The organism is Nonomuraea rhodomycinica (assembly GCF_013363995.1).
GTDB classification, from domain to species: Bacteria; Actinomycetota; Actinomycetes; order Streptosporangiales; family Streptosporangiaceae; genus Nonomuraea; species Nonomuraea rhodomycinica.
On record NZ_JABWGO010000001.1, the window covers coordinates 323,798 to 346,140 of the forward strand.

Genomic DNA, 22,343 nt, shown 5'->3' on the forward strand with positions numbered 1-22,343 from the left:
ACCACTATGATGCTTCGGCAGACGGAGCGCAAGGGAGTGCACATGGCGGCGAGCGCGCCCCAGCCGGGCGTACCGGTACGTGGATCGTCGTCCGGCCGGCCGGTGATGGCCGCGCTCGACCTGCTCGGACGGCGCTGGACGATGCGCATCCTGTGGGAGCTGAGCCTGGAGCCCGCGGGTTTCCGCGAACTCCAGCGGCGCTGCGAGCGCATGTCCTCCAGCGTGCTCAGCACCCGGCTCGACGAGCTGACCGCGGCCCGCCTGACCGCCGTGCGCGACGACGGCTACCGCCTCACGCCTCTCGGGCGGGACCTCGTCGAGGCGCTCGCGCCGCTCGACGCCTGGAGCCGCCGCTGGGCCCGAGAGCTGCACGATGCCCCGCCGAACCACCAGCGGTGAGGCGGTGACGCTCCCGGCCTCGAAGGAGCCGCGGTCAGCGTTCGCAGTACGCCTTGAGGCCACGTGCTTCGGTGTCGATGTATCGCCGGGTGAGCCGATCGGTGAGCAGCCGGACCACACCGGCCAGCGGACCGGAGTGGTCGATGCTGAGCGTGAGGGTTGTTCCGCCGTCCGGGCCCGCGGACAGCAGGTGGCCGCCGACCGTGGTGACGCCGGCCGAGCGCCGCACCCAGGAGAAGGACCGCTCCTGTTCCAGCTCGGTGATCTCCCACTCGGCGCTGCCCAGTCGCGGCTGGGTCAGGCGCGCACGTCTCCCCGGCCGCGTCGGGCCCGGGTCGAGCCACCTGGCCGTGGTCACGGTGTCGGTCCAGTCGGGCCAGCGCTCGATGTCGAGCAGGACCCTCCAAACCGCCGGGACAGGCGCCGCGACAGTGGTCGACGTCCGCATGAGGATCTCCGTTCCAGAAGGTCGCACCGTGATGTACCAAACGGTACAGCTACCATGAGGGGCATGGCCGAGAGGGCTGCCATGTCAGGCACCGCGAAACAGACGCTGCTCGAACGCTGCCTCCAGCACCTGCAGGAGGTCGGCTTCAGCGATCTGAGCATGCGCGAGCTCGCCGCGGCGATCGGCACGAGCCATCGCATGCTGCACTACCACTTCGGATCACGTGACGGCTTGCTGGTCGAGATCGTCAACCTGATGGAGGCCCGCCAGCGCGCCGCCCTGGCGGCGCTCGAAGCCGACACCAGCGATCTCACCGAACTGTCCCGGGCCTTCTGGAAGCGCGTCAGCGACCCCGCCCTCGCGCCGGCCGAACGGCTGTTCTTCGAGATCTACGCGCACGCCCTGAACGGGCGCCCTTGGACGGCCGGGTTCCGCGAGTCGGTCGTCACGGCCTGGACCGGCCCGGTCACCGACATGCTCACCAGGCACGGCCTCCCCCCGCGCCAGGCCGGCCGCGCGGCCCGGCTCTCGCTCGCCGTCGGCCGCGGACTGCTTCTCGATCTCCTCGCCACCGGCGACCAGGCGGCGGTCGACGACGCCGCCGAACTCTTCGCCGAACTCATCGCCAGGGTCGAGGAACCACGGGACACCCCGCCGTCCCCCAGGTGACGCTCTCCTGGAGTCCCGCCTTTCCGGGCCGGCGTCCCCGCCTGAAGGGGGTCATGCGCCCAGCCACCGAACCGGGGACACCTGGCGCAGGTGCACGAGCACGTCGAACGCCTCCGGCAGCGAGGCGACCGCCAGGTGCTCGGCGAGATCACGGGAGGGGTCGTAGACGCCGCTGATGACGCGGACCTTCGCGGGTCCCTCCCACCGGCGGCGCAGATCGCCGCGCCGCAGGTCCAGCCAGCGGGCGGCCCGGCCCGGAGCGGCCAGCCGGGCGTCGAGCCAGTCGGGGGCGGGTTCGGGGACGGCGGCGACGCCGAGGTCGCCGTGGTGGAAGCCGATCGCCACCGAGACGTACCCCGCGCCGTGGTGGTCGCGCAGCACGCTGCCGACCGTGGGCTGAGGGCCGCGCTGAGGAGCCAGGCCCAGCGTCGCCGGAGCGGCCGAGGTGTGCGCGATGCCGTCCCAGTAGGCCACGCGGTGCCCGGTCCGGCGCTGGTGCTCGATGATCGTGCCCGCCCACACCCGGGCGTCGCCGGCGTAGTCGCCGCGTCCGGCGACGCTGCGCTCGTGGAAGTCCACGATGAGCCGCGTCCGGGCCAGGACGGCGTCCAGGTCGGCGTCCAGGTCGGCGTGGCGGGGCAGTCGCTCGACGATGGCGAGCGCGTCGCGGGCGTGCTCGGCGAAGGGACGGCCCGGATGCAGCCCTCGGGCCCGCTGCACGTGCTCGTCGATCTCGTGCGCGGTACGGATCGGCTCCAGGTGGGCGGCCAGCTCGGCCAGCAGGTGCGGGGCGGCACGGCGGACGTGACCGAGCACGGCGTCGTAGTCTTCCGGCCGCGCCTGGGCCGGTTTGACCCCGAAGATGCGGATGGGGTCGTCGAGGTGGTCCCGGTTGAACCCGCGGATCCACTCCAGCGCCGTGACCATGCCCGCGGTGCGCCAGGGCCGCCAGGCGCCGTCCAACGCGGATGCCGCGGATGCCGCGGCCCCGTCGCCTCCGGTGACGAACGTGTCGAGCGTCGCCGCGACGGCGGCGCCGTCCTGGAGGGCCAGCGCGCGGAAGCCGTGCCGATGGGCCAGCCTGCGGAAGATCTGGTCGCGTAGGTCGAAGGTGTCGTGGGCGAACCGGGTCGACTCGCCGAGCCCGGCGATCGTCGCGCCGGCGGCGACGGCGTCCGCCAGTTCGTCGAGGGCGGCTGCGGACAGGAGGCCGGGGGTCGCGCTCATGCCAGGGCTCCTTCCCGGACCGGCTGCAGCGCCCGGGACCAGACGACGACGTCGGCCAGCAGGGTCGAGAGGGTCTGGTGCTGGTGCGCGCCGGGTGTGAAGGCGCCCGGCTCGGTGGGGGCGGAGAAGGTGAAGTCGTGGTGCAGGGACAGCGCCACCTGGGTGCGCACGGTGGCGACCCGCAGCTCGGCCAGGATCAGCCGCAGATGCTCGACCGCGCGGGTCGCGCCGTGCAGGCCGTAACCGACGAAGCCGGCCGCCTTGTTGTTCCACTCGGCGTAGACGAAGTCCAGGGCGTTCTTCAGCGCGCCCGGGATCGAATGGTTGTACTCCGGCGTGACGAACACGAACCCGTCGTAGCGGGAGACCGCCTCGGCGAAGCGCACGGTGTGGGCGTTGCCGTACCGGCCGAACAGCGCCGGCTGCTCCTCGTCCAGCAGCGGCAGGGCGAAGTCGGCGAGGTCGACGATCTCGAAGTCGGCCTCCGGCTGCTCCTGCGCGGCCACCGAGGCGACCCACTCGGCGACCGCACGGCCCCGGCGGCCGGGGCGGGTGCTGCCGACGACGATCCCGATCCTGGTCATGATCTCTCCTACGGACGTAGATGCACCGAACGGTGTAGACATTACATCGATCGGTGTAGCGAATGCAATCGACGGTGCAATCCGATAACCTCAGGCAGCGTGACGGAGAGAAAGAAGCCGGTCGGCCAGCCCGACAAGCGCCGCGCGATCGTGACCGGAGCACTGACGCTGTTCGCCCGCGACGGTTACACCCGCGCCGGGCTGGACGCGATCGCCGCCGAGGCGGGCGTCTCCAACCGCACCATCTACAACCACTTCACCGACAAGGCCGAGCTGTTCCAGACCGTGATCCAGGAGAGCACGCGGCGGGTCGCCGACACCATGGTCGACATCATCGACCGCCACCTGAGCAAGGTCGTCGACCTGGAGGCGGACCTCGTCGACTTCGGGATGGCCTGGCTCGGCGTGCTGACCTCGGACCTGGCCCCGCACTTCGCGCTCATCCGCCAGATCAACGCCGAGATCGAGCACATCCCGCCGGCGGCACTCGAGCTCTGGCGGGACAGCGGCCCCGGCCGCACCCGGCGCGAACTCGCCGAGCGCCTACGCCGGATCGCCGAGCGCGGCGAGCTCGCCATCGACGATCCCGCACGCGCCGCCGGGCACCTGATGCTGCTCATCTCCGCCGACAACCTGACCGACCGGGCCGCCCTGCACGACGAGAGCGCGCTCAGGGAGATGGTCGCCGCGGGCGTGCACACCTTCCTGCACGGCTACGTGCGGCGGCCCCGGCACGACGCCGGCGAGCAATGATCACACCCCGGCCAGTTTCGCGTGGTCGGTGTCCGGGAGCCAGTCGCGTTCCGGCGCGTACTCCAGCCAGCGCCGGGCGCGGCCCACGTCGGCGAAACCGCGCAACAGGACGTCGAGCAGCGGGTGGCGGCGGGTCTCCCGCCAGGCCAGCGACCAGGCGTACAGCGGGGTCGGCGCGGTGAGCGGGATCGAGCGCAGACCCGCGTAGTCAGGCAGCGGCGCGTCGGTCGGGAACAGGGTGAAGCAGGCCGCGTCGCCGCGGATGTGCTCGACGAGATGGTCCAGTCCCAGGTTGGGGCCGTCCTGGCGCCGCGTGATGCCGAACTCGTCGGCGAAGCGCCGCAGGAAGTCCAGGCGGGTCAGTTCGGCCGGGCACCACAGGGTGCTGTCGCGCAGGTCGGCCGGGCGCAGCTCGGCGGCGCCGGCCAGCGCGTGGGACGTGCTGACCACCGCGTCCACGGGCTCCAGGCGCACCAGCCGCTGGGCGAGGCCGGCGTCGCGGCCCCCGCCGAGCGGGTGCACCCGGCCGAAGCCCAGATCCGTGTCGCCGCGCAGCAGCATCTCCGCGACCGACGGCCAGTCACGTGCCGGGCCCGGCTCCAGGCGTACCGGGCCGAGCGCCGCCACGGCCTGCGCGACCGTGCGCATCGGCGCGTACAGATGGCCCCAGACGTCGATCCGGACGACCTGCCCCGTCCCCAGCGCCGCCGCGACCGCGCGCTCCCCCGCCGCCAGAGCCTCGCGCGCGGCCGGCGCGAAGCGCTCACCGGCCTCGGTCAGGCGCGTGCCGCCTTCGCGTTCGAACAGCCGCACGCCGAGCAGCGACTCCAGGCGCGCGACGCGCTTGGACAGCACCTGCTGGCTGGTGGTCAGCCGCTGGGCGGCACGCCCGAAATGCAGTTCCTCGGCGGTCGCGACGAACGCGCGAACCAGAACGAGATCCAGGTCCACGCCGCTGACCATATCCGACAACGCGGCGTTGTCGGCCGGACGGCTCCGTTGTTGGCCCCGCCGTCCCCCCACCTGCTGGACTGGCCACCGACAGCCCGAGGACCGCATCACCCAGGAGGTACCCGCCGTGAAGGCTCTGCTCCCGACCGGAGATCCGAGGGAACCGGTCGTGCTCGCCGACGTCCCCGAGCCGACGCCGCGCCCGGACGAGGCGCTGGTGAAGGTGGAGGCGTTCTCCGTCAACCGGGGCGAGACGTTCAAGCTGGAGGCGCCCGCGCCCGGCGACAGGCCCGGCAAGGACGTCGCGGGCCTGGTCGTCCAGCCGGCCGCGGACGGGAGCGGGCCGAACGGCATCGCCCGTGTCGTCGGCCACCCCATGGCCGGCGGCTGGGCGGAGTACGCGGCCGTGCCGACCGACGCGCTGGCCGTGCTGCCCGACGGCGTCTCCGCCCTCCAGGCCGCGGCGCTGCCGCTCGCCGGGCTGACCGCGCTGCGGCTGCTGCGCACGGCCGGGCCGGTGCTGGGGCGGCGCGTGCTGCTGACCGGCGCGTCCGGGGGCGTGGGGCACTACGTGACCGAGCTGGCGGCCGCCGCCGGAGCGGAGGTCACCGCCGTCACCCGGGACGCCGAGCGCGGCGCCCGGCTCATCGAGCTCGGCGCGGCCGCCGTCGTCCACGACCTGGCCGACGCGCCCGGCCCGTACGACCTCGTCCTGGAATCGACCGGCGGCCCGTCCCTCGCGACGGCCCTGGCCAAAACCGCCAGGCGCGGCACGCTCATCTGGTTCGGGCAGGCCAGCCGGCGACCGGCGACGCTCGACTTCTTCGCGTTCTTCGACGGACCCGAGTCGGCCGTCATCCGCCACTTCCACTACCTCGACGCCGACACCTCGCTCGGCGACGACCTCGCGGCGCTCGTCCGGCTGACCGCCGGGGGCCGCCTGCATCCCGAGATCGGCCGGATCGCCGACTGGGCCGACACCGCGACCGTCCTCACCGACCTGCGCGAGCGCCGCATCCGCGGCAAGGCCGTCCTCACCCTCGCCTGAACGCGCCACCGACCAAGGAGCCTGATCATGAACGCCGGCACCGACCCCAGGGACGTCGTCATCCGCTACGTCGAGGCCGTCCGCGACGGCGACGCCGACGTCGTCCACGACAGCTTCGCCGCGGACGCGACCTGGCACTACCCCGGCGACCTGCCGATCTCGAAGGTGTGGCGCGGCCGCGACGCGATCATCCAGGACTTCCTCGGCGGCATGGGCCCGCTCCTCGTCCCCGGCACGACGCGGATCGAGCTCGTCAGCACGATCGCCGAGGGCGACCGCGTGGTCGCCGAATGGACCGCCAGAGCGCGGACCGTGTACGGGGGCACGTACGACAACCGCTGCGTCGGGATCTACACCGTGCGGGACGGCCGGATCACCTCGGTCGTCGAGTACGCCGACACCCGCCACGTGGCCGCGGCCCTCTTCCCGCACCACCCCGGCGGCGCGTGACCCCGGCACAGTTTCCTGGCTCCGCGAAGGCGCGGGGAGCCGCCCCGGGCCGGTCAGGCCAGGGCGGCGCGGATGGCGTCCTGGGCGGCGTCGCGCAGGCGGGCGTGGACCAGCGCGTTCTCCTCCCGGTCCGTGCGCACCTCCACCACGCGCGGCCCCTCGCCGCGCAGCGCCTTGGGCAGGTCTCCCAGCTCCTCCACCAGCCGGTACGGCGTGCCGGTCGCGGCGGCCACGTACCCGAGGTCCACCCCGTGCGGCGTGCCGAATACCCGCTCGAACGGGTCGCGCAGCGCCGCCTGCGGCAGCAGCGAGAAGATCCCGCCCCCGTCGTTGTTGACCACCACCACGCACAGGTCGGGCCGGGGCTCGCGCGGCCCGAGGATGAACCCGTTCTGGTCGTGCAGGAACGACAGGTCACCGAGCAGCGCGTACGACGGCCCGTTGTGGGCCAGCGCGGCGCCCATCGCCGTCGAGACCGCGCCGTCGATGCCGGAGGCGCCCCGGTTGGCCAGCAGCCGCAGCCCGCGCCGGGGCCGCATGGCCTGGTCGAGGTCGCGGATCGGCATGGACGAGCCGCAGAACAGCAGGGCGCCGTTGGGCAGCGTGTCGGCCAGGTCGCGGGCCAGGCGCGGCTCGCTCGTGCCCGAGGTGTCGAGCACCTGGTCCACCGCGGCCCGCGCCGCCTGGTCGGCGTGCCGCCAGGAGTTCAGCCAGCCGTCGTCGCCGGAGGCCACCGGGATCTCCACGGCCTGCGCCACCTGGGTGGCCGAGCGGGTGGGGTCGGGCCAGCGGTCGAGGGCGGGCGCGACGACGATGTGCTCCTGGACGCGCTTGAGCCACGACAGCAGCGGGCGCGACAGCCCCGGCCGGCCGAGCGTCACGACCACGTCGGGCGCGTGCGCGTCGGCGAACTCGGGGGTGGCCAGCAGGTAGTGGTAGGTCGAGACGGAGTGGTCGCCGTAGCGGCCGCCGCCGTTCGGCTCCGACAGGACGGGCCAGCCGGCCATCCCGGCGGCGGCGACGTAGCGGCGCACGTTGGCGGCGCCGTCGCCGACCACCAGCACGCCGCGCCGCGTCGGCGGCAGGTGCAGGGCGACGGGCGGCGGCGCGACGCGGGTGCGCACCCACGGGCCGGTCGCGTCGCCGTCGAGCGGCTCGCTCCACGAGGTGTCGCCGTCGGGGATCAGCGGCTCGCGGAAGGCCAGGTTGAGGTGGACCGGCCCGGGGTCGGCGGGCCCGGCGGCGCGCTGGTAGGCGCGGCAGGCCAGCGACCGCCAGTACGCGACCTGGCCGGGACGGTCCTCAGGAGTGCCCACCTCGGCGAACCAGCGGGCGGCCGTGCCGTACAGCTTCACCTGGTCGATGGTCTGGTTGGCGCCGGTGCCGCGCAGCTCGGGCGGCCGGTCGGCGGTGAGCACGAGCAGCGGGACGCCCGACTCGCCCGCCTCGATGACGGCCGGGTGGAAGTTCGCGGCGGCGGTGCCGGAGGAGCAGATCAGCGCGACGGGCCGCTCCGAGCGCCGGGCCAGGCCGAGCGCCAGGAACGACGCCGAGCGCTCGTCCACGCGCACGTGCAGCCGCACCCGCGACTCGGCGTGCAGCGCCAGCGCCAGCGGCGCTGAGCGCGAGCCGGGCGCGAGCACGACGTCGGTCAGGCCGCAGCGCACCAGCTCGTCGACGAGCACCGTGGCCAGCGCGGTCGCGGGATTCACCGGGACGCCTCCTGCATTCGGCCGAGCCATCGGGGTGAGTCGATGGCGAACTCTGACAGGGCACGCTCGTCCACCTCGGGCCGCCGCACGCGCAGCGCGCCGCCCTCGGGGATGAGCGGGTCGGCGGTGACGTCGCCGGACAGCAGCGTCATCGTGCCGAGCCCGCACGCGTACGGCAGCTCGGGCAGGGCGGCGGCCAGCGCGAGCCCCGCGGCCAGCCCCACGGACGTCTCCACGGCGCTCGAGACGACGGCGGGCAGCCCGCACGCCTCGACCACGCGCAGCGCCTGCCGCACCCCGCCGAGCGGCTGGACCTTGACCACGGCGATGTCGGCCGCCTCGGCGGCCCGCACGCGCAGCGGGTCCTCGGCGCGGCGGATCGACTCGTCGGCCGCGATCGGCACGTCGCAGGCGCGCCGCACCAGCGCCAGCTCCTCCAGGGTGGCGCAGGGCTGCTCGGCGTACTCCAGGCCGAACCGGTCGAGCTCCTTCAGCCGGCGCACCGCCTCGTCGGCGCTCCACGCGCCGTTGGCGTCCACGCGCAGCCGCCCGGACGGCCCGAGGGCGTCGCGCACGGCCTCCACCCGGGCCAGGTCGTCGGCGAAGCTCTGGCCGGGCTCGGCGACCTTGACCTTCGCGGTGGCGCAGCCGGAGCCGCGGACCAGTTCGAAGGCCCGCTCGGCCGCGACCGCCGGGACCGTGGCGTTGACCGGGACCGTGTCGCGGACCGGCGCGGGCCAGCCCTCGAAGGCGGCCTCGCGGGCGCAGGCCAGCCAGCGGGCGCACTCGCGCGGCCCGTACTCGGGGAACGGCGAGAACTCGCCCCAGCCCGCCGGGCCGCGCAGCAGCACGCCCTCGCGGGCCGTCTGCCCGCGGAAGCGGGTGCGCATCGGGATGCGGAACACCACGGGATCGCTGGTCAGCCCCCGCTCCCCTCCACCGGCGGCGTCACCGGTCACACCCGTGCGCCACCCGTTCACGCCGGATCGCGCGCCCCGCCCTGCCACCACCGCGTCACCACTGAGTCAGTACCGATCTGTCGCCACTAACCTTACGAGCATGCCGAGCACGCCGTCGCATCCGGACCGCCCGTTGAGCGCGGTCGTCATGCCGCCGGGCCCCGAGCTGTTCGCGGCGGTGCGCGACGCGCTGAGCGGCGCCGGGCCGGCCGTGCTGCCGCTGGCCCCGGGGCCGGCGGCCGACGCCGCGATCGCCGCGCTGCGCCCCACCGACGCCGGCGGCCGGCCCCTGGACGGCGGGCGCGGCGTGCCGGGCGACGTCGCCGTGGTCATCGCCACCAGCGGGAGCACGGGCACGCCCAAGGGCGTCCTGCTCTCCGCGCGGGCGCTGCGCGCCTCGGCCGCCGCGTCGCTGCGCCGCCTCGGGGCCGCCGAGGGCGAGCGGTGGCTGTGCTGCCTGCCGCCGTCGCACGTGTCCGGGCTCCAGGTGCTGGTCCGGGCGCTGCTGAGCGGCACCGAGCCGATCGTGCACGACAGGTTCGACCCCGAGCGGGTGCTGGCCTCCGGCGCCCGCCACGTGTCGCTGGTGCCCACGCAGCTGCACCGGCTGGTCGAGATGCGGGCCGACCTGTCGGTCTTCGCCACGATCCTGCTCGGGGGCGCGGCGGCCCGTCCCGCGCTGCTGGAGCGGGCGCGCGGGCTCGGCGCGCGGGTGGTGACGACGTACGGGATGAGCGAGACCTGCGGGGGCTGCGTGTACGACGGCCGGCCCCTCGACGGCGTGGACGTGAAGGTGGGCGACGACGGCCGGATCCGGGTGGCGGGGCCGGTGCTGTTCTCCGGCTACCGCTCGGGCGAGCCGGTGCCGCGCGACGGCGCCTGGTTCGTGACCTCCGACCTGGGCGAGCTGTCCGGCGGGCGGCTGCGCGTGCTGGGCCGCGCCGACGACGTGATCAACACCGGGGGCGAGAAGGTCGTGGCGGGCGCGGTGGCGGCGGTGCTCGGCGCCCATCCCGAGGTGGCGGACGTCGCGGTCGTCGGCCGGCCCGACCCCGAGTGGGGCGAGGTGGTGGTGGCCGTGGTGGTGCCCGCCGACGCCTCCCGCCCGCCGACGCTGCCGCACCTGCGCGCCTACTGCGCCGAGCGGCTGCCCGCGTACGCCGCGCCCCGCGAGCTGCGCCTCGTGCCGCGGCTGCCGCTGCTCCCCAACGGCAAGCCCGACCTCGTACGCCTGCGCTCGCAAGCCTCCTCACGGCCCGTCTGACCCGCCCGCGCAGGAACCCGATGACCATCCGGTGCGTCAAAGGGGGGAAGAGCAAGGAGGGAGCCTTCATGGATCAGACCCGCAAGATGTGGGCATCCGCGGCGGTCGTCGGCGTCATCGTCGTCGGCGGGGTCTCGGTCGCGGCGGCCGCCTCGGCGGGCAGGCTCGAGAAGGTCTCCAAGGAGACCAAGGCCGTGGTGCAGGTCGATCCCGGTCAGGTGGCCGAGCTCGCCGGGCAGACGCCCGGCCCGTCGCCCGACGCCGTGGTGTCGCATGACGTCAACCCCGACCCCGACGCGGTCCTCGACTACTGGACCGACGAGCGCATGGAGGACGCCGAGCCCATGCCGATGCCCGAGGGCGAGCCCGGGAAGGTGACCGAGGGGCCCTCGGCGGCGGTGCCCGACGGCGACCCGGGCCAGGTCAGCGGCGACTAGCCGGCCGCGGGCCGCGCGTACCGGGGGTGGGCCGCCACGAGGCGGTCCGCCCCATTTTTATCCTTACGGGAACAAATAGCGGCAGATGGCGTTATTGATACTGGTGCGCCGAGCGGCCCGTACCGCCCCACCACAATCTGCCTGATCGCTTCTACTCCGTATGGAGGAGGTGTCCTCATGCCCCGAACCGCCGTGGCGACCCCACCCGCGACCCTCGACCAGCTCCTTGACCGAGGGCGAGCACAGGGTCACCTTTCTCTCGCGGAGCTGCGTCACGCGTTCGCCGAGGCCGGGATCAACCCCGCCGAAGGCCGGTCGATCCTGCGCGAGCTCACCGAGGCGGGCGTCAGCCTGGCCGCCGAGGACGAGCCGTCCCTGGGCCGGTCCGCGCGCACGACCGCGAGGAAGACCACCACGACGAAGTCCACCACGACGAGGACCGCTACCAAGCGCCCGGCCGAGCCGAAGTCTACCGGCTCCGGTGCCGCCGAGTCCAAGACCGACATCGCGTCCGTCCCCTCCATGGGCGACGCCGGCGACGACGCGCCCGCGACCGCCAGGAAGACCCGGGCCAAGTCCGCCAGGACCACGGCCAGGACCGCCGCGAAGCCGGAGGCCGAGGCTCCCGCCGACGCCGAGCCGGACCCCGACGCCCTCGCCATGGGCGCCGACGGCGAGGAGGCGGAGCTGGAGACCGAGGTCCTGGACCTCGACGACAACCAGTCGGCCATGGGCGACTCGGTCCACACCTACCTCAAGTCGATCGGCCGGCGCACGCTGCTCACCGCCGCGCAGGAGGTCGAGCTGGCCCGGCGCATCGAGGCCGGCCTGTACGCCGAGTACAAGCTGGAGACCGATTCCACCTTGTCGCCGGCCGCCCGCGAGGACCTCGAGATGGTCGTCCAGGACGGCAGGGAGGCCAAGGACCACATGCTGGAGGCCAACCTCCGGCTGGTCGTCTCGGTGGCCAAGAAGTACACCGACCGCGGCATGTCGCTGCTCGACGTGGTCCAGGAGGGCAACCTGGGCCTCATCAGGGCGGTCGAGAAGTTTGACTACACCAAGGGCTTCAAGTTCTCCACGTACGCCATGTGGTGGATCCGCCAGGCCATCCAGCGCGGCTTCGCCGACTCGGCCCGGACGATCCGGCTGCCCGTGCACGTGCTGGAGATGCTCTCGAAGCTGTCGCGCGTCGAGCGCGACATGCACCAGCGCCTGGGCCGCGAGCCCACGCCGGAGGAGCTGGCCAAGGAGCTGGACAGGACGCCCGACCAGATCGAGGAGCTGCTGCGCACCAGCCGCCAGCCGATCTCGCTCAACGCGACGATCGGCGAGGACGGCGAGACCACGATCGGCGACCTCATCGAGGACGTGGACTCCCCCGAGGCGTCGGAGATCGTCGACCGCCAGCTGCTGGGCGACCAGCTGCGGGGCGTGCTCGACAACCTGTCGCCGCGCGAGTCGAAGATCATGGCGCTGCGGTTCGGGCTGGTCGACGGCAAGCCGCACACCCTCGACGAGATCGGCAAGCACCTGGGGCTGACCCGGGAGCGCATCCGGCAGCTCGAGAAGGAGTCGCTGTCCAAGCTGCGCCACCCGAGCAACACCCGTCCGCTGCTCGACTGGGCCAGCTGACCCGAGACACCACGAGAAGCCCCGGCTCTTCAGCCGGGGCTTCTCGCCGTGTTCACCCGGCGGCGGCGCTCAGACCGCTGCCGGGACCGGGGCGGTCAGCGCACCGCGGGGACGGGGCGCGGGATGCGCGGGATGCCCCACAGGCGGTTCTCCTCGCGCAGGGTGCGCAGCCGGTTGACCTCGTCCGTCCACTGCCGCCCCGCCGGGGTGGCCTTGGCCTTGCGGCGGGCGATGCGGTCGTCGTAGGCGCGGACGCCGAACGTGGCCCGCTGCCCCGCCTCGGCCGCCCGCAGCGCCTCGGTCAGCGCCTGGTCGAACGCCGTGCCGGCGGCCAGCAGCTCGATCTCGTCGGCGTCGGCGGCCCGCAGGTCGCGCAGCACCCGCTCGGCCTGCCTGGCCTTCTCCAGCAACTCGGGGAAGCTCTTGGAGATCTCCAGGTCCGCGTGGTAGCGGACCTCGGCCTCCCGGCTCACCCGCGGACGGAAAAACGCCATCGGCTCTGCCCCTTCGCACAGTCGTCCTGTTGTCCGCGACAAGGGTACGCCTTGCCGCGACACACCACGTCATCGGACCACGGCGATCGCCTTTACATAGTAAGATCACCGGCATGCCCGCCAAGAGGCCACCGGTCCCCCTGTCCCGCGAGCGCATCATCGAGACCGCGCTGCACATCGCCGACACCCAGGGGCTGCGCCGGCTCACCATGCGCCGGCTCGGCGACGCCCTCCAGGTGGAGGCCATGGCCATCTACCATCACCTGCCGCGGGGCAAGGAGGCGCTGATGGACGCGCTGGCCGAGCACGTGACCGCCGTCCACGTGGAGCCGGCGGCGAGCTGGCAGGACACCGCCCGGGCGTGGTGCCGGGCCAGCCGCGAGCTGCTGCGCGACCACCCGGGCGTGCTGGCGCTCGCGCTGACCAAGCCGCCCAAGGGCGCCACGGCGATCTCCATCAGGGAGCAGACGGACCAGCTCGCCGAGGCGGGCCTGCCCGACGCGGCCGAGGCGGTGCGGGCGCTACGGGCGTTCGTCTTCGGGAGCGTGGCGGTCGAGGTGCAGCAGTCGGGCTGGGCCGACCCCGAGGTGGACGAGTGGGTGCGGCGCGACGAGCGGGCCGACGCCGACTTCGAGCGCGGCCTCGACGCGCTGCTCCGGGGCCTGCGCGCCTAGCCCGCCCGCGCATCGGGCGGCGCTGGAGGATCGCCACAGAAGATCTCGCGCCCCGGGCGGGCAAAGGGTTGCGAACGTAGTGGCGTGTCGAGCTTGGCCCGTTATCCTGCTTAAGGCACGCTGTGTCGAGGGTCACACCATCCGGGCATCCTCCTCTAACAGTCCGAACGGACTATGTCGGATTATGTGACATACGCCGCACACTTGCTACGACCATCAGCCCGAGCCGCTCCCGTGCCCGCGGGGGCCTTTCACGAGATATCGGAGGCACGCCGATGTGCCCGCACGACCCGGTCTGTCCGTCCGCCGAGGCGCCCGACCGTGAGGCAGCACGCACTGTCGCGTGCCACCCCGAGCAGGGGTGGAGCCTTCTCTGCAACGGCGTGGTGCTGTTCGAGGACACCGGGGAGCTGCTGCCCGGCGGCACCGCGATCGCCCCGCACCGCCCCGTCGTGGGCGCCGCCTGAGCCGCGCGTCCGCACCGGACGTCGCCACGCCGAGGCCACCGGGCACGCGCCGCCCGGGCCTCCCCACCGTCAGATCACGCGTACGACATGATCCACCCGGCGACCACCTCGCCGACCCGGGCGGGGTCCTTCTTCAGGTCGTGCCCCTCCCCCGGCAGCACCACCAGCCGCGCCGCGTCCGCGGCGTCCGGCACCCCGAACGGGTCACGGTCCCCGTTCACCACGAGCACGTCGACGCCCGCGCCGCGCAGCTCGTCCGCCCTGGAACGGTCCGGCTTGCCGGGCGGGTGCAGCGGGAACGCGAGGGCGACCGCGGCCGCGGCCCCGACGTCCTTGGCGGTGCGGCAGGCGACCCGCGCGCCGTTGCTCCGCCCGCCCTGCACCAGCGGCAGGTCCGGCACGGCCGAACGCAGCTCCGCCACGACCGCGCGCCACGCCTCGTCCTGCCGTTCCGCCGACCCAGGGGCGCGAGCCCCCGCCAGCCGGAACGGCTGCGTCACCCGGGCCACGTTCGCCCCGGACGCCAGGGCCGCGTCACGCACGGCCAGCAGGTCGGGCGCGTCGACTCCCCCGGCCGACCCGTGGGTCAGCACGAGCAGCAGCCGGGGCCGCTCCGCCTCCTCCACCTGGACCAGCGCGGGCCCGCGCGGCGTCATGACCTCCATGCGAGAACCGTATCGGGCGGCGCCCCGCGCTCCCGCCACCGCCCTCCCGACCCGCCGCGAGCCCCCTCCACCGCCCTCCCGACCAGCCGCCCGCCCCCGCCACCGGCCAGGCCCCCGCGACGCGGCCGGCGGCGGCCGGGTCACCGGCGCACCACCACGCCGAGCACCTGGTCCGCGCGCACCGTGCCGTAGTGGCGGGAGTCCCGGCTGCCCGCCGGGTTGTCGCCGAGGAGCACGAGCCGGCCGCGCGGGACCAGCCCGGACGGCTGCCGGTCCCAGGCGGGCAGGTAGGGCGGCTCGGGGTCGCCCGCGACGGCGGCGACCCGCTTGACCACCCAGCGGGCCCCCGCCGCGGCGCTCCCCCCGCCGGGCCGGCACGGGCCCGGCTCCTCCACCACCACGACGTCCCCCCGCCTCGGCACGGCGCCGGGTGAGCGCCGCACCCGCACCCGGTCGCCGGGACGCAGCGTCGGCTCCATGCTCGCCCCGCTGACCGTCAGCACGACCGTCCCGCCTCCGCGGCGCCTCACCGCTCCGGCGGCCAGCAACGACAGCAGGGCGACCAGCGTGATCACGAGCGTCGTCATCCGACCTCCTCGGCGGCGGGCGAGCGGTATCCGGCGGCCTGCAGGTCGAACAGCCGGGCGTACGCGCCGGCCCGCGCCATGAGCTGGTCGTGGCGGCCCTCTTCCACGACCCGCCCGCCGGACAGCACCACGATCGTGTCCGCCTCGCGCACCGCGCCCAGCCGGTGCGAGATGAGCAGGCTGGTCAGCCCGCGCCGGTGCTCGCCCAGCCGGGCGTGCACCTCGTGCTCCGCCTCGGCGTCCAGCGCGGAGCTCGGCTCGTCGAGCACGAGCAGGTCGGGCCGGTCGAGCACGAGTCCCCGGGCGATCGACAGCCGCTGCCACTGGCCCCCGGACAGCACCACGCCGGTCTCCGGGTCGGCCCGGTCGGCCTCGGAGAAGAACATCCTGGTCAGCATCGTCTCGTAGCCCTTCGGCAGGCCGGCCAGGACGTCGTGGACGCCGGCGCGCCGTGCCGCGGCCTCGATGCGCGCCCGCTCGTCCAGGGCGGTCACGTCGCCGATGGCGATGTTCTCGGCCGCCGTGAGCTCGTACGCGACGGCGTCCTGGAAGACGGCCCGGATTCGGCGGCGCAGCTCGGCGGGGTCCAGGTCGCGCACATCGACGCCGTCCCACAGCACCGCGCCGCGGGTCGGGTCGTAGAGCCGGCACAGCAGCTTGACCACCGTGGTCTTGCCGGCTCCGTTGAGCCCCACCAGCGCCGTCGAGCGTCCCTGCGGCAGCACGAGGTTCACCCCGCGCAGCACCCACGGCTGGTCGTCGGCGTACCGGAACCACACGTCGCGCAGCTCGATCCCGCGGCGCAGCCGCCGGGCGGGCAGCGGCGCGCTCCTGACGGGCAGGTCCGGGGCCGCGTCCACGACGGCCAGGTAGTGGCCGAAGAGCAGCAGCGCCTGGTGGACGGACACGCCCTCGGCCACCGCGCTCGACAGCGCGCCCTGGACGGCGGCGACCGCCGCGACGACCAGCGCCACGTCGCCGACCGTCAAGGTCCCGGACACGGCCGAGCGGACCGCCGACACCAGCAGCGCCCCCGCCACGACGGCGGCCAGCGCCGCCAGGGAGCCCTGGAGGGCGAGCTGCCGCCGGTCCACGCTCCGGCCCGCGTCGTGGATCACCTTGATCTCGGCCGCCATCCGCCTCCACAGGTACGGCCCCGCGCCGAACAACCGCACCTCCTTGGCGGCCTGCGGGTTGACCAGCAGGTTGGAGTAGAAGATCTCGCGGCGCTCCGCCTGGCCGGTCTCCGCGATCATCGCCGCGCGCCGGCGGCTCAGCGCCAGCTCGGCCAGCAGGGTCGGCACGGCGGCCAGGAGGACCGCGACCGCCATCCACGGCCCCAGCACGAGCAGGGTGCCGGCGAACCCGGCGACCGTCACCACCCCCTGGACCACGCCGATGCCGCCCTCCACCACCATCCACGGGCTGGCGACGCCGCTGCTCCTCGCGATCTGCAGCCGGTCCAGGAACGCCGGGTCCTCGAACGGCCGCAGCCCCACGAAACGGTCGGCCGCCGCGTAGATCCGCGAGGTGGCCAGCAGCTGAACCCGCCGGTTGCTCTCGGCCCGCAGGTAGCGCACGGCGTGCGGCACGAGGGAGGCGGCGACTCCCACGACGGCGAGCGCGGCGGCGGGACCGGCCACGTCGAGCCACCGCACCTGCGCGGCGGCCAGCCGGTCGACCAGGACCTTGGTCAGCCAGGCGGCGGCCAGGGGCGACAGTCCCCCCACGGCCGCCAGCAGGACGTACGCGACGACCTGCTTCGGAGCGCCGGCCCGGACGAGCCCCAGCGCCCGGGTGAGCGAGCGGAACGACATGGGCGGTCGCGCTCAGCTCGCCGCCGGCACCGCGGCGGCGGCGTCGCGGCTCGCCACCGGCTCGAAGTCGAAACCGGACGCGCCCACCACTCCCCCTTCGACCAGGACGAAGGCCGGGAATCCGCTGACGCCGAACGCCCTCTGCAGCGGACCCTGGTCGGCCTCCACCACCACCGTGGCGACGGGAAGGAGCTGCTCGACCACCTCCGCGGTGTCGTCCGGCGTGCCCACGACGACCGCCAGCACCTCGGCGGGGCCGCCGGGCCGGGTCGCCGCGTGCTCGGCGAACAGCGGCAGCCGCTCCTTGCAGGGCCCGCAGTGGGGCGAGAAGAACCCGACCAGGGGCCGTTCGCCCAGCTCCGTCAGCGTGACGGGCCGGCCCGCGACGTCAGCCGCCTCGAAGTGGCCCACCGTCGCGCCTTCGGGGAGCGCGACATCGGTCCCGCCCACGCCGAGCCGGCCGGTGCGCAGGTCGGCCAGCTCGGCGGTGTGCTCGCGCAGCCGGCGCACGACACCGAAGGTGAACAGCAGATTGGCCAGCGCCAGTACTCCGACGAGGATCAGGGCCGCGGTCTGGTACATCAGGGTCCTCCACACGTGAAGCGATGAGAAGCCGACGAAGCGGTGACAGGTGGTTCGGGCGCGCCGGGGCCGCGGCGAGCGGGCCCCGGCGCGCCCTCACCGGTGGGACACTCAGCAGCCGAGGCCGACGTAGTAGCAGGGGCCGCACGGCTGAAGGTCGCAGCACGTCTTCTTGTACAGGCGGGGGCCTGAGCAGTAGCACGAGATGCTGTAGCAGGTCTGGATGGCGTGCGCGGTGGCCTTCGGCACGACGGCGTTCACCATGCGGTCGGCGAGTGCGCTGATCTGACGGGTCATGGTTCTCCTTCTGTGCGGCGCCGGCGGCCCATCGCACGCCAGCGCGCCTTCATGGAACCCCGGGGCCCCGGACTGCCACCAGGACGCTCAACCGGATCTTGAGCCTGACGTTGAACCGGACGTACCGTAAGGGCGTTAACGGGCAGACATGGGGAGGCCGCTGGCGTGGAGGACGCGTACGGGATCCTGCTTCGACGGCACCGGCTCCGCCTCCACCTCACGCAAGAAGCGCTCGCCGAACGCGCGGGGATGAGCTCGCGCTCGATCGCCGAGATGGAGCGCAGCCCGGCCCGTGGCCCGCGCCCCCGTTCGGTCGAGCGGCTCGCGGCGGCGCTGGGTCTCACGGGAGCCGAGCGGGAGGAGTTCGTCGAGGCGGGCCGGGCCCTGTTCTGGGCCAGCCGCGCGGGGCGTGACGCGCGCCGCCGGGCCTCCGCCTCCGGGCCTCACCCGGCCGAGGGCACCGGCAGGCCGGGCCCGTCCGCGCCGGCGTCCGCGCCCGCACCCGTGTCCGGACGGGCGAAGCCGGCGGCCCCGGCCGCGCGCCGCGAACGCGCCCGCGAGGACGGCGCCCGCCTTCGGGGAGGGCCTGCGGACGCGGGCGCGCCGGCCGGCACCCGTGGCGGGGGGACGCACGGCGGAGGAGAGAACGGCGGAGAGACGCACCGTGACGGCCCGCCCGGCGGAGAGGCCCACGGCCGAGAGACGCACCGTGACGGCCCGCCCGGCGGTGAGGCGCGCGGCGGAGGGGCGCCTTCGCCCCGGCAGCTCCCGGCCGATCTCCCCGACTTCGTCGGCCGCGGCGAGGAGCTCGCCGTGCTGCGCTCCGTGCTCGACCCGGCCGGCCACCGCGCGCGGCTGGCCGTCGTCTCCGGCCCTCCGGGCGTGGGCAAGACCGCGCTCGCCGTGCACGCCGGCCACGCGCTGGCGTCCCGCTTCCCCGACGGGCTGCTGTACGCGGCCCTGCGCGGCACCAGCGCCGACCCGGCCGACCCGGCCGAGGTGCTCGCCCAGCTCCTGCGCGTGCTCGGCGTCGCCGGCGCGGCGCTCCCCGCCGGGCTCGACGCCCGCGGCGGGCTGTTCCGTGACCGGACGGCGGGCCGGCGGGTGCTGCTGCTCCTCGACGACGCCGGCGGATACCGCCAGGTGGAGCCGCTGCTGCCGGCCAAGGACGTCGCGGTGCTGGTGACCAGCCGGCTGCCGCTCACCGGGCTGCCCGGGGTGACCTCCGTCGACCTGCGTCCGCTCCCCGATCCGACCGCCGTCGAACTGCTGTGCCGGGTGGCGGGCAGCGAGCGCGTGCGGGCCGAGCCCGTCGCGACCGCCGAGCTGGTCGCGGCCTGTGGCGGGCTGCCGCTGGCGGTGCGGATCCTGGGGGCGCGGCTGGCCGCGCGTCCCCACTGGACGGCCGAGACGCTCAACCTGCGCCTGGCCGACGAACGCCGCCGCCTCGACGAGCTGAGCCACGGGGACCTGGCCGTCCGGCCGGTCCTCCACCTGGCGCGCCAGGCGCTCACACCCGCCGCCTCCCGCGCGTTCGCGCTGCTCGGCGAGCCGGACATGCCGTCGTTCCCCGAATGGGCGGTGGCCGCGTTCCTCGGCACCGAGCCGGCGTCCGGGGCCGCCGTCCTGGAGGAGCTGCTCGACGCGCGGCTGCTGGAGTCGCTCGGCCCCGACCAGGCGGGGCAGCCGCGATACCGCTTCAACGAGGTCACGCGACTGTACGCGCGCGAACGCCGGCAGGCCGAGATCGGCGCGGCCGAGTGGAACGACGCGCTGGCCCGCGCCGCCGGCGGCTGGCTGTCCCTGGCCCGGCTGGCCCAGGACCGCCTGCACTGCCTGCGCCTCCGCCTCGACGACGGAGCCGTGCCCGCGGCCGTCGTCGATCCGCAGGCCGCCGCGGTCGCGGCGGCCCGGCCCATCGAGTGGTTCGAGGCGGAGCGGGAGGCGCTGGCCGCCGTCGGAGGGGCGTGCGCGGAGCTCGGCCTGGCGGCTCTGGCGCGCTGCCTGGCCGGCTGCTGCGCCGACTTCCACGAGCTGCGCGGCTACTACGACGACTGGCGGCGCGCCACGCGGAGCGCCCACGCCGCCTGCCGGCGGGCCGGGGACCGCGCGGGTGAGGCGGCGATGCTGCGCGGGCTCGGCACCTGTCTCGTCGAGCTGGACGACACGGACGCCGCCGCCTCGGCGCTGACCGCGGCGCGCGAGCTTTCGGAGGAGGTCGGGGACCGGGGCGGGGCGGCGATGGCGAGCGCCGAGCTCGGGTTGCTGCTGGGCCTGATGGGCCGGCTCGACCAGGGTGAAGCCGAACTCCGTCACGCCGTCGAACGGCTCGGCCGGGCCGGCCTGCCGCTGGCGAAGGCGACCGCGCTGACCAGTCTCGGGTTCGTCCTGCGTCAGCGCGGGGAGACCGCCATGGCCGTGGACGTGGTCCGCTCCGCGCTGGGGATCGCCCGTTCGTGCGGGGACCCGTTCGCGGAGGCGTACGTGCTGCGCGGCCTGGCCAACTCTCTGCTGGCCCACGGCCGTCCGGGCGAGGCCGAGGGGGCGGCCCGCCAGGCCGCGATCCTGTTCGACCGGGTGGGCGATCCGATCGGCACCGCGCAGAGTCTCCGGTCCCTCGGCGAGGCCCTGTCCCAGCTGCCCGCCCCGTCCTCGGCCGGCTCGTGGGCCGCGTCGCCGCTGCTGGCCGAGGCGAAGGCGGCCCTCGCGGCGGCGGCCGCCGTCTTCCGGCAGCGCGGCCACCGTTGGGGGCTGGCGCTCACGGAGCTGAGCCTCGGTGAGATCGAGGCCCGCCAGGGTCTTCCCGAGGCGGCCGCCCGCCTGCGCCGCTCGCTCCGCTACTGGACGACCGAGCAGGTCCCCGCCCTGCGGGCGCGCACCCTGGTGGCCCTGGCCGCCGCCGCCGAGAACGACGGCGACCCGGCCGCCTGTGACCTGCTGCGGCAGGCGTACGGGCTCTACCGGAACCTGGAGTCGCCGGCCGCCGCCGAGCTCGCGGCCCGCCTCGGCATCCCCGGCGGGACGCGGCCGCGGTCCTGAACCGGGCGCGGGCACACGCGGCGGGAGCAGCCGGGGATCGGCCGTTGGGCCAGATCTCCCCGTACCCGGGGAGGACGCGGGAATGGACCTCAGGGCGGATGACAGCGTCTCCCGCGGGTCGCAGGATGGGTGGCATGCCTGACATGCGTACCGTTCGTGAAGACCTCCAGGCGACGTTCGACGCGCGCCGCGACCTCGGCCCGGAGTACGAGGCGGCGCTGGTCGAGTCGTTCGCCGACCGGCTGGACCCCACGATCGCGGCCCGTGTCCAGGCCGAGCTCCACCGCCAGGGCCCGTTCGCCGGCCGGGCGCGGCGCACGGGGCCGCCGCTGGTGCCGCTGGCGCTGGGGTCGATGGGGATCGGCGTCCCGCTGACGGCCATCGCCGCGGTCAACACGGGCCTGGTGGGCCTCGCGGTGACCTGGCTGGCCATCGCGGTCATCAACGTGGCCGGCGCCATGGCGTACATGCGCCGCCCCTGACGTGACCCGGCCCGCGTGCGCGGGCTCGTCCGGCGCGAGTCCGACGCGCCGTCCCGCCCCCGCGCGGGGCGGAGGCGTCAGCCCGTGCCGGTGTCGCCGCCGAAGTGCGGCACGACCATCTCGACCAGTTCGGCGACGTCGGCGTCGACCATCGGCTCGCCGGTCATGCCCAGCCGGTGCAGCAGCGTCCCGACGACGACGTCGATGAAGAACAGCACCCGGCCGTCCGGCTCGCCGAGCGCCTCGTGGAGCGCCACCCGGTACGGCTCCTGCAGCCGCGCGGCCAGGACCTCGCGCAGGGCCGGGTCGCTGACGGCGTCGCTGAACACGCCCGCGAACGCGTCGCCCACCCCGGGCTCGCTGATCTTCGCCGCGATCCAGCGGATGGCCGAGGCCATGAGCTCGGCCCGGCCGGTGCCCTCCAGCGGCACCGGGCCGAACGCGTCCAGCAGGCAGTCCACGACCAGCTCGCCCTTCGACGGCCAGCGGCGGTAGATCGTCGTCTTGGCGACGCCGGCCGCGGCGGCGATGCGGTCGACGGTGGCACGCGCGTACCCGAGCTCGTGGACCGTGCGCAGCGTCGCGGCGAACACCACGGCGTTGACGCCGGAGCGCGGGCGACCGGGTGGCCTGGCGGACGCGGTCGCTCGGCTCATGGTCACACCATAGCTCATTGCGCTACCGTTGGTATCGATACCTGAGG

General features: G+C 74.9%; 25 protein-coding genes. 12 read left to right on the forward strand and 13 right to left on the reverse strand.

Going from position 1 to position 22,343, the window contains the following annotated elements:
* Window positions 1-42: 42 nt before the first annotated feature.
* The gene (locus HT134_RS01620) at window positions 43-399 is read left to right on the forward strand and encodes a winged helix-turn-helix transcriptional regulator (protein ID WP_175598457.1); all 357 of its coding nucleotides are present in this window, start codon (window positions 43-45) and stop codon (window positions 397-399) included.
* A gap of 34 nt (window positions 400-433) precedes the next feature.
* On the opposite strand, the gene HT134_RS01625 is transcribed toward HT134_RS01620, so the two are convergent.
* Complete coding sequence (locus HT134_RS01625; RefSeq protein WP_175598458.1) at window positions 434-847, reverse strand: SRPBCC family protein; 414 nt, start codon at window positions 845-847, stop codon at window positions 434-436.
* A gap of 63 nt (window positions 848-910) precedes the next feature.
* Here HT134_RS01625 and HT134_RS01630 point away from each other — a divergent pair, with 63 nt between their 5' ends.
* Entirely contained in the window at window positions 911-1,516 is a 606-nt protein-coding gene (locus tag HT134_RS01630; RefSeq protein ID WP_217707135.1) for a TetR family transcriptional regulator, read from the forward strand.
* Window positions 1,517-1,567: 51 nt separating this feature from the next.
* Here HT134_RS01630 and HT134_RS01635 read toward each other — a convergent pair whose 3' ends face one another.
* Both HT134_RS01635 and HT134_RS01640 read right to left on the reverse strand, forming a co-directional pair.
* Complete coding sequence (locus tag HT134_RS01635) at window positions 1,568-2,743, reverse strand: erythromycin esterase family protein (protein WP_175598459.1); 1,176 nt, start codon at window positions 2,741-2,743, stop codon at window positions 1,568-1,570.
* On the reverse strand, window positions 2,740-3,327 hold the full coding sequence (locus HT134_RS01640) for an NADPH-dependent FMN reductase (RefSeq protein WP_175598460.1): 588 nt from the start codon (window positions 3,325-3,327) through the stop codon (window positions 2,740-2,742). Before HT134_RS01640 ends, HT134_RS01635 begins: the two co-directional genes overlap by 4 nt.
* Window positions 3,328-3,426: 99 nt before the next feature.
* Between HT134_RS01640 and HT134_RS01645 the strand changes: the two genes are divergently transcribed.
* On the forward strand, window positions 3,427-4,080 hold the full coding sequence (locus HT134_RS01645) for a TetR/AcrR family transcriptional regulator (protein ID WP_175598461.1): 654 nt from the start codon (window positions 3,427-3,429) through the stop codon (window positions 4,078-4,080).
* Here the strand turns inward: HT134_RS01645 and HT134_RS01650 are convergent, their stop codons facing one another.
* On the reverse strand, window positions 4,081-5,031 hold the full coding sequence (locus HT134_RS01650; RefSeq protein ID WP_217707136.1) for a LysR family transcriptional regulator: 951 nt from the start codon (window positions 5,029-5,031) through the stop codon (window positions 4,081-4,083).
* 127 nt (window positions 5,032-5,158) lie between these two features.
* Between HT134_RS01650 and HT134_RS01655 the strand changes: the two genes are divergently transcribed.
* Together HT134_RS01655 and HT134_RS01660 are read left to right on the forward strand one after the other, a co-directional pair.
* Entirely contained in the window at window positions 5,159-6,079 is a 921-nt protein-coding gene (locus tag HT134_RS01655; RefSeq protein ID WP_175598463.1) for a zinc-binding dehydrogenase, read from the forward strand.
* A 27-nt stretch (window positions 6,080-6,106) separates the two neighbouring features.
* Complete coding sequence (locus tag HT134_RS01660) at window positions 6,107-6,529, forward strand: nuclear transport factor 2 family protein (RefSeq protein WP_175598464.1); 423 nt, start codon at window positions 6,107-6,109, stop codon at window positions 6,527-6,529.
* A gap of 53 nt (window positions 6,530-6,582) precedes the next feature.
* Here the strand turns inward: HT134_RS01660 and menD are convergent, their stop codons facing one another.
* Both menD and HT134_RS01670 read right to left on the reverse strand, forming a co-directional pair.
* Entirely contained in the window at window positions 6,583-8,241 is a 1,659-nt protein-coding gene (menD, locus tag HT134_RS01665; protein ID WP_175598465.1) for a 2-succinyl-5-enolpyruvyl-6-hydroxy-3-cyclohexene-1-carboxylic-acid synthase, read from the reverse strand.
* The gene (locus HT134_RS01670; RefSeq protein ID WP_175600046.1) at window positions 8,238-9,149 is read right to left on the reverse strand and encodes an o-succinylbenzoate synthase; all 912 of its coding nucleotides are present in this window, start codon (window positions 9,147-9,149) and stop codon (window positions 8,238-8,240) included. Before HT134_RS01670 ends, menD begins: the two co-directional genes overlap by 4 nt.
* A gap of 151 nt (window positions 9,150-9,300) precedes the next feature.
* On the opposite strand from HT134_RS01670, the gene HT134_RS01675 reads away from it, so the two are divergent.
* From HT134_RS01675 to HT134_RS01685, 3 genes are all read left to right on the forward strand, one after another.
* Window positions 9,301-10,464, forward strand: a complete 1,164-nt coding sequence (locus HT134_RS01675) for an AMP-binding protein (RefSeq protein WP_175598466.1) — start codon at window positions 9,301-9,303, stop codon at window positions 10,462-10,464.
* 68 nt (window positions 10,465-10,532) lie between these two features.
* Window positions 10,533-10,901, forward strand: coding sequence for a hypothetical protein (locus HT134_RS01680; RefSeq protein WP_175598467.1), 369 nt, complete (start codon window positions 10,533-10,535; stop codon window positions 10,899-10,901).
* Between the two features lie 177 nt (window positions 10,902-11,078).
* Entirely contained in the window at window positions 11,079-12,536 is a 1,458-nt protein-coding gene (locus tag HT134_RS01685; RefSeq protein WP_175598468.1) for an RNA polymerase sigma factor, read from the forward strand.
* Between the two features lie 95 nt (window positions 12,537-12,631).
* On the opposite strand, the gene HT134_RS01690 is transcribed toward HT134_RS01685, so the two are convergent.
* Complete coding sequence (locus HT134_RS01690; protein WP_175598469.1) at window positions 12,632-13,030, reverse strand: hypothetical protein; 399 nt, start codon at window positions 13,028-13,030, stop codon at window positions 12,632-12,634.
* A 113-nt stretch (window positions 13,031-13,143) separates the two neighbouring features.
* Between HT134_RS01690 and HT134_RS01695 the strand changes: the two genes are divergently transcribed.
* Both HT134_RS01695 and HT134_RS01700 read left to right on the forward strand, forming a co-directional pair.
* Complete coding sequence (locus HT134_RS01695; protein WP_175598470.1) at window positions 13,144-13,704, forward strand: TetR/AcrR family transcriptional regulator C-terminal domain-containing protein; 561 nt, start codon at window positions 13,144-13,146, stop codon at window positions 13,702-13,704.
* Window positions 13,705-13,979: 275 nt separating this feature from the next.
* Window positions 13,980-14,171 (forward strand): DUF5999 family protein, encoded by a 192-nt coding sequence (locus tag HT134_RS01700; RefSeq protein ID WP_175590377.1) that lies wholly within the window; start codon window positions 13,980-13,982, stop codon window positions 14,169-14,171.
* Window positions 14,172-14,245: 74 nt separating this feature from the next.
* Here the strand turns inward: HT134_RS01700 and HT134_RS01705 are convergent, their stop codons facing one another.
* The 5 genes from HT134_RS01705 to HT134_RS01725 form a co-directional block, all read right to left on the reverse strand.
* A complete protein-coding gene (locus HT134_RS01705; RefSeq protein WP_175598471.1) occupies window positions 14,246-14,836 on the reverse strand; it encodes an alpha/beta hydrolase family protein in 591 nt (196 codons plus the stop codon).
* A gap of 140 nt (window positions 14,837-14,976) precedes the next feature.
* Window positions 14,977-15,423, reverse strand: a complete 447-nt coding sequence (locus HT134_RS01710; RefSeq protein ID WP_175598472.1) for a S26 family signal peptidase — start codon at window positions 15,421-15,423, stop codon at window positions 14,977-14,979.
* Complete coding sequence (locus HT134_RS01715; RefSeq protein WP_175598473.1) at window positions 15,420-17,240, reverse strand: ABC transporter ATP-binding protein; 1,821 nt, start codon at window positions 17,238-17,240, stop codon at window positions 15,420-15,422. The genes HT134_RS01710 and HT134_RS01715 overlap by 4 nt, the downstream gene beginning before the upstream one ends.
* A 12-nt stretch (window positions 17,241-17,252) precedes the next feature.
* Window positions 17,253-17,822: a TlpA family protein disulfide reductase gene (locus HT134_RS01720; protein ID WP_175598474.1), complete on the reverse strand. Its 570-nt coding sequence runs from the start codon at window positions 17,820-17,822 to the stop codon at window positions 17,253-17,255.
* A 111-nt stretch (window positions 17,823-17,933) separates the two neighbouring features.
* On the reverse strand, window positions 17,934-18,119 hold the full coding sequence (locus HT134_RS01725) for a hypothetical protein (protein ID WP_175598475.1): 186 nt from the start codon (window positions 18,117-18,119) through the stop codon (window positions 17,934-17,936).
* A 165-nt stretch (window positions 18,120-18,284) separates the two neighbouring features.
* Here HT134_RS01725 and HT134_RS01730 point away from each other — a divergent pair, with 165 nt between their 5' ends.
* Both HT134_RS01730 and HT134_RS01735 read left to right on the forward strand, forming a co-directional pair.
* Window positions 18,285-21,158, forward strand: a complete 2,874-nt coding sequence (locus tag HT134_RS01730) for an XRE family transcriptional regulator (protein WP_175598476.1) — start codon at window positions 18,285-18,287, stop codon at window positions 21,156-21,158.
* A gap of 143 nt (window positions 21,159-21,301) precedes the next feature.
* Window positions 21,302-21,640, forward strand: a complete 339-nt coding sequence (locus tag HT134_RS01735; protein ID WP_175598477.1) for a hypothetical protein — start codon at window positions 21,302-21,304, stop codon at window positions 21,638-21,640.
* A 77-nt stretch (window positions 21,641-21,717) separates the two neighbouring features.
* Here the strand turns inward: HT134_RS01735 and HT134_RS01740 are convergent, their stop codons facing one another.
* Window positions 21,718-22,296, reverse strand: a complete 579-nt coding sequence (locus HT134_RS01740) for a TetR/AcrR family transcriptional regulator (protein WP_175598478.1) — start codon at window positions 22,294-22,296, stop codon at window positions 21,718-21,720.
* Window positions 22,297-22,343: the final 47 nt, after the last annotated feature.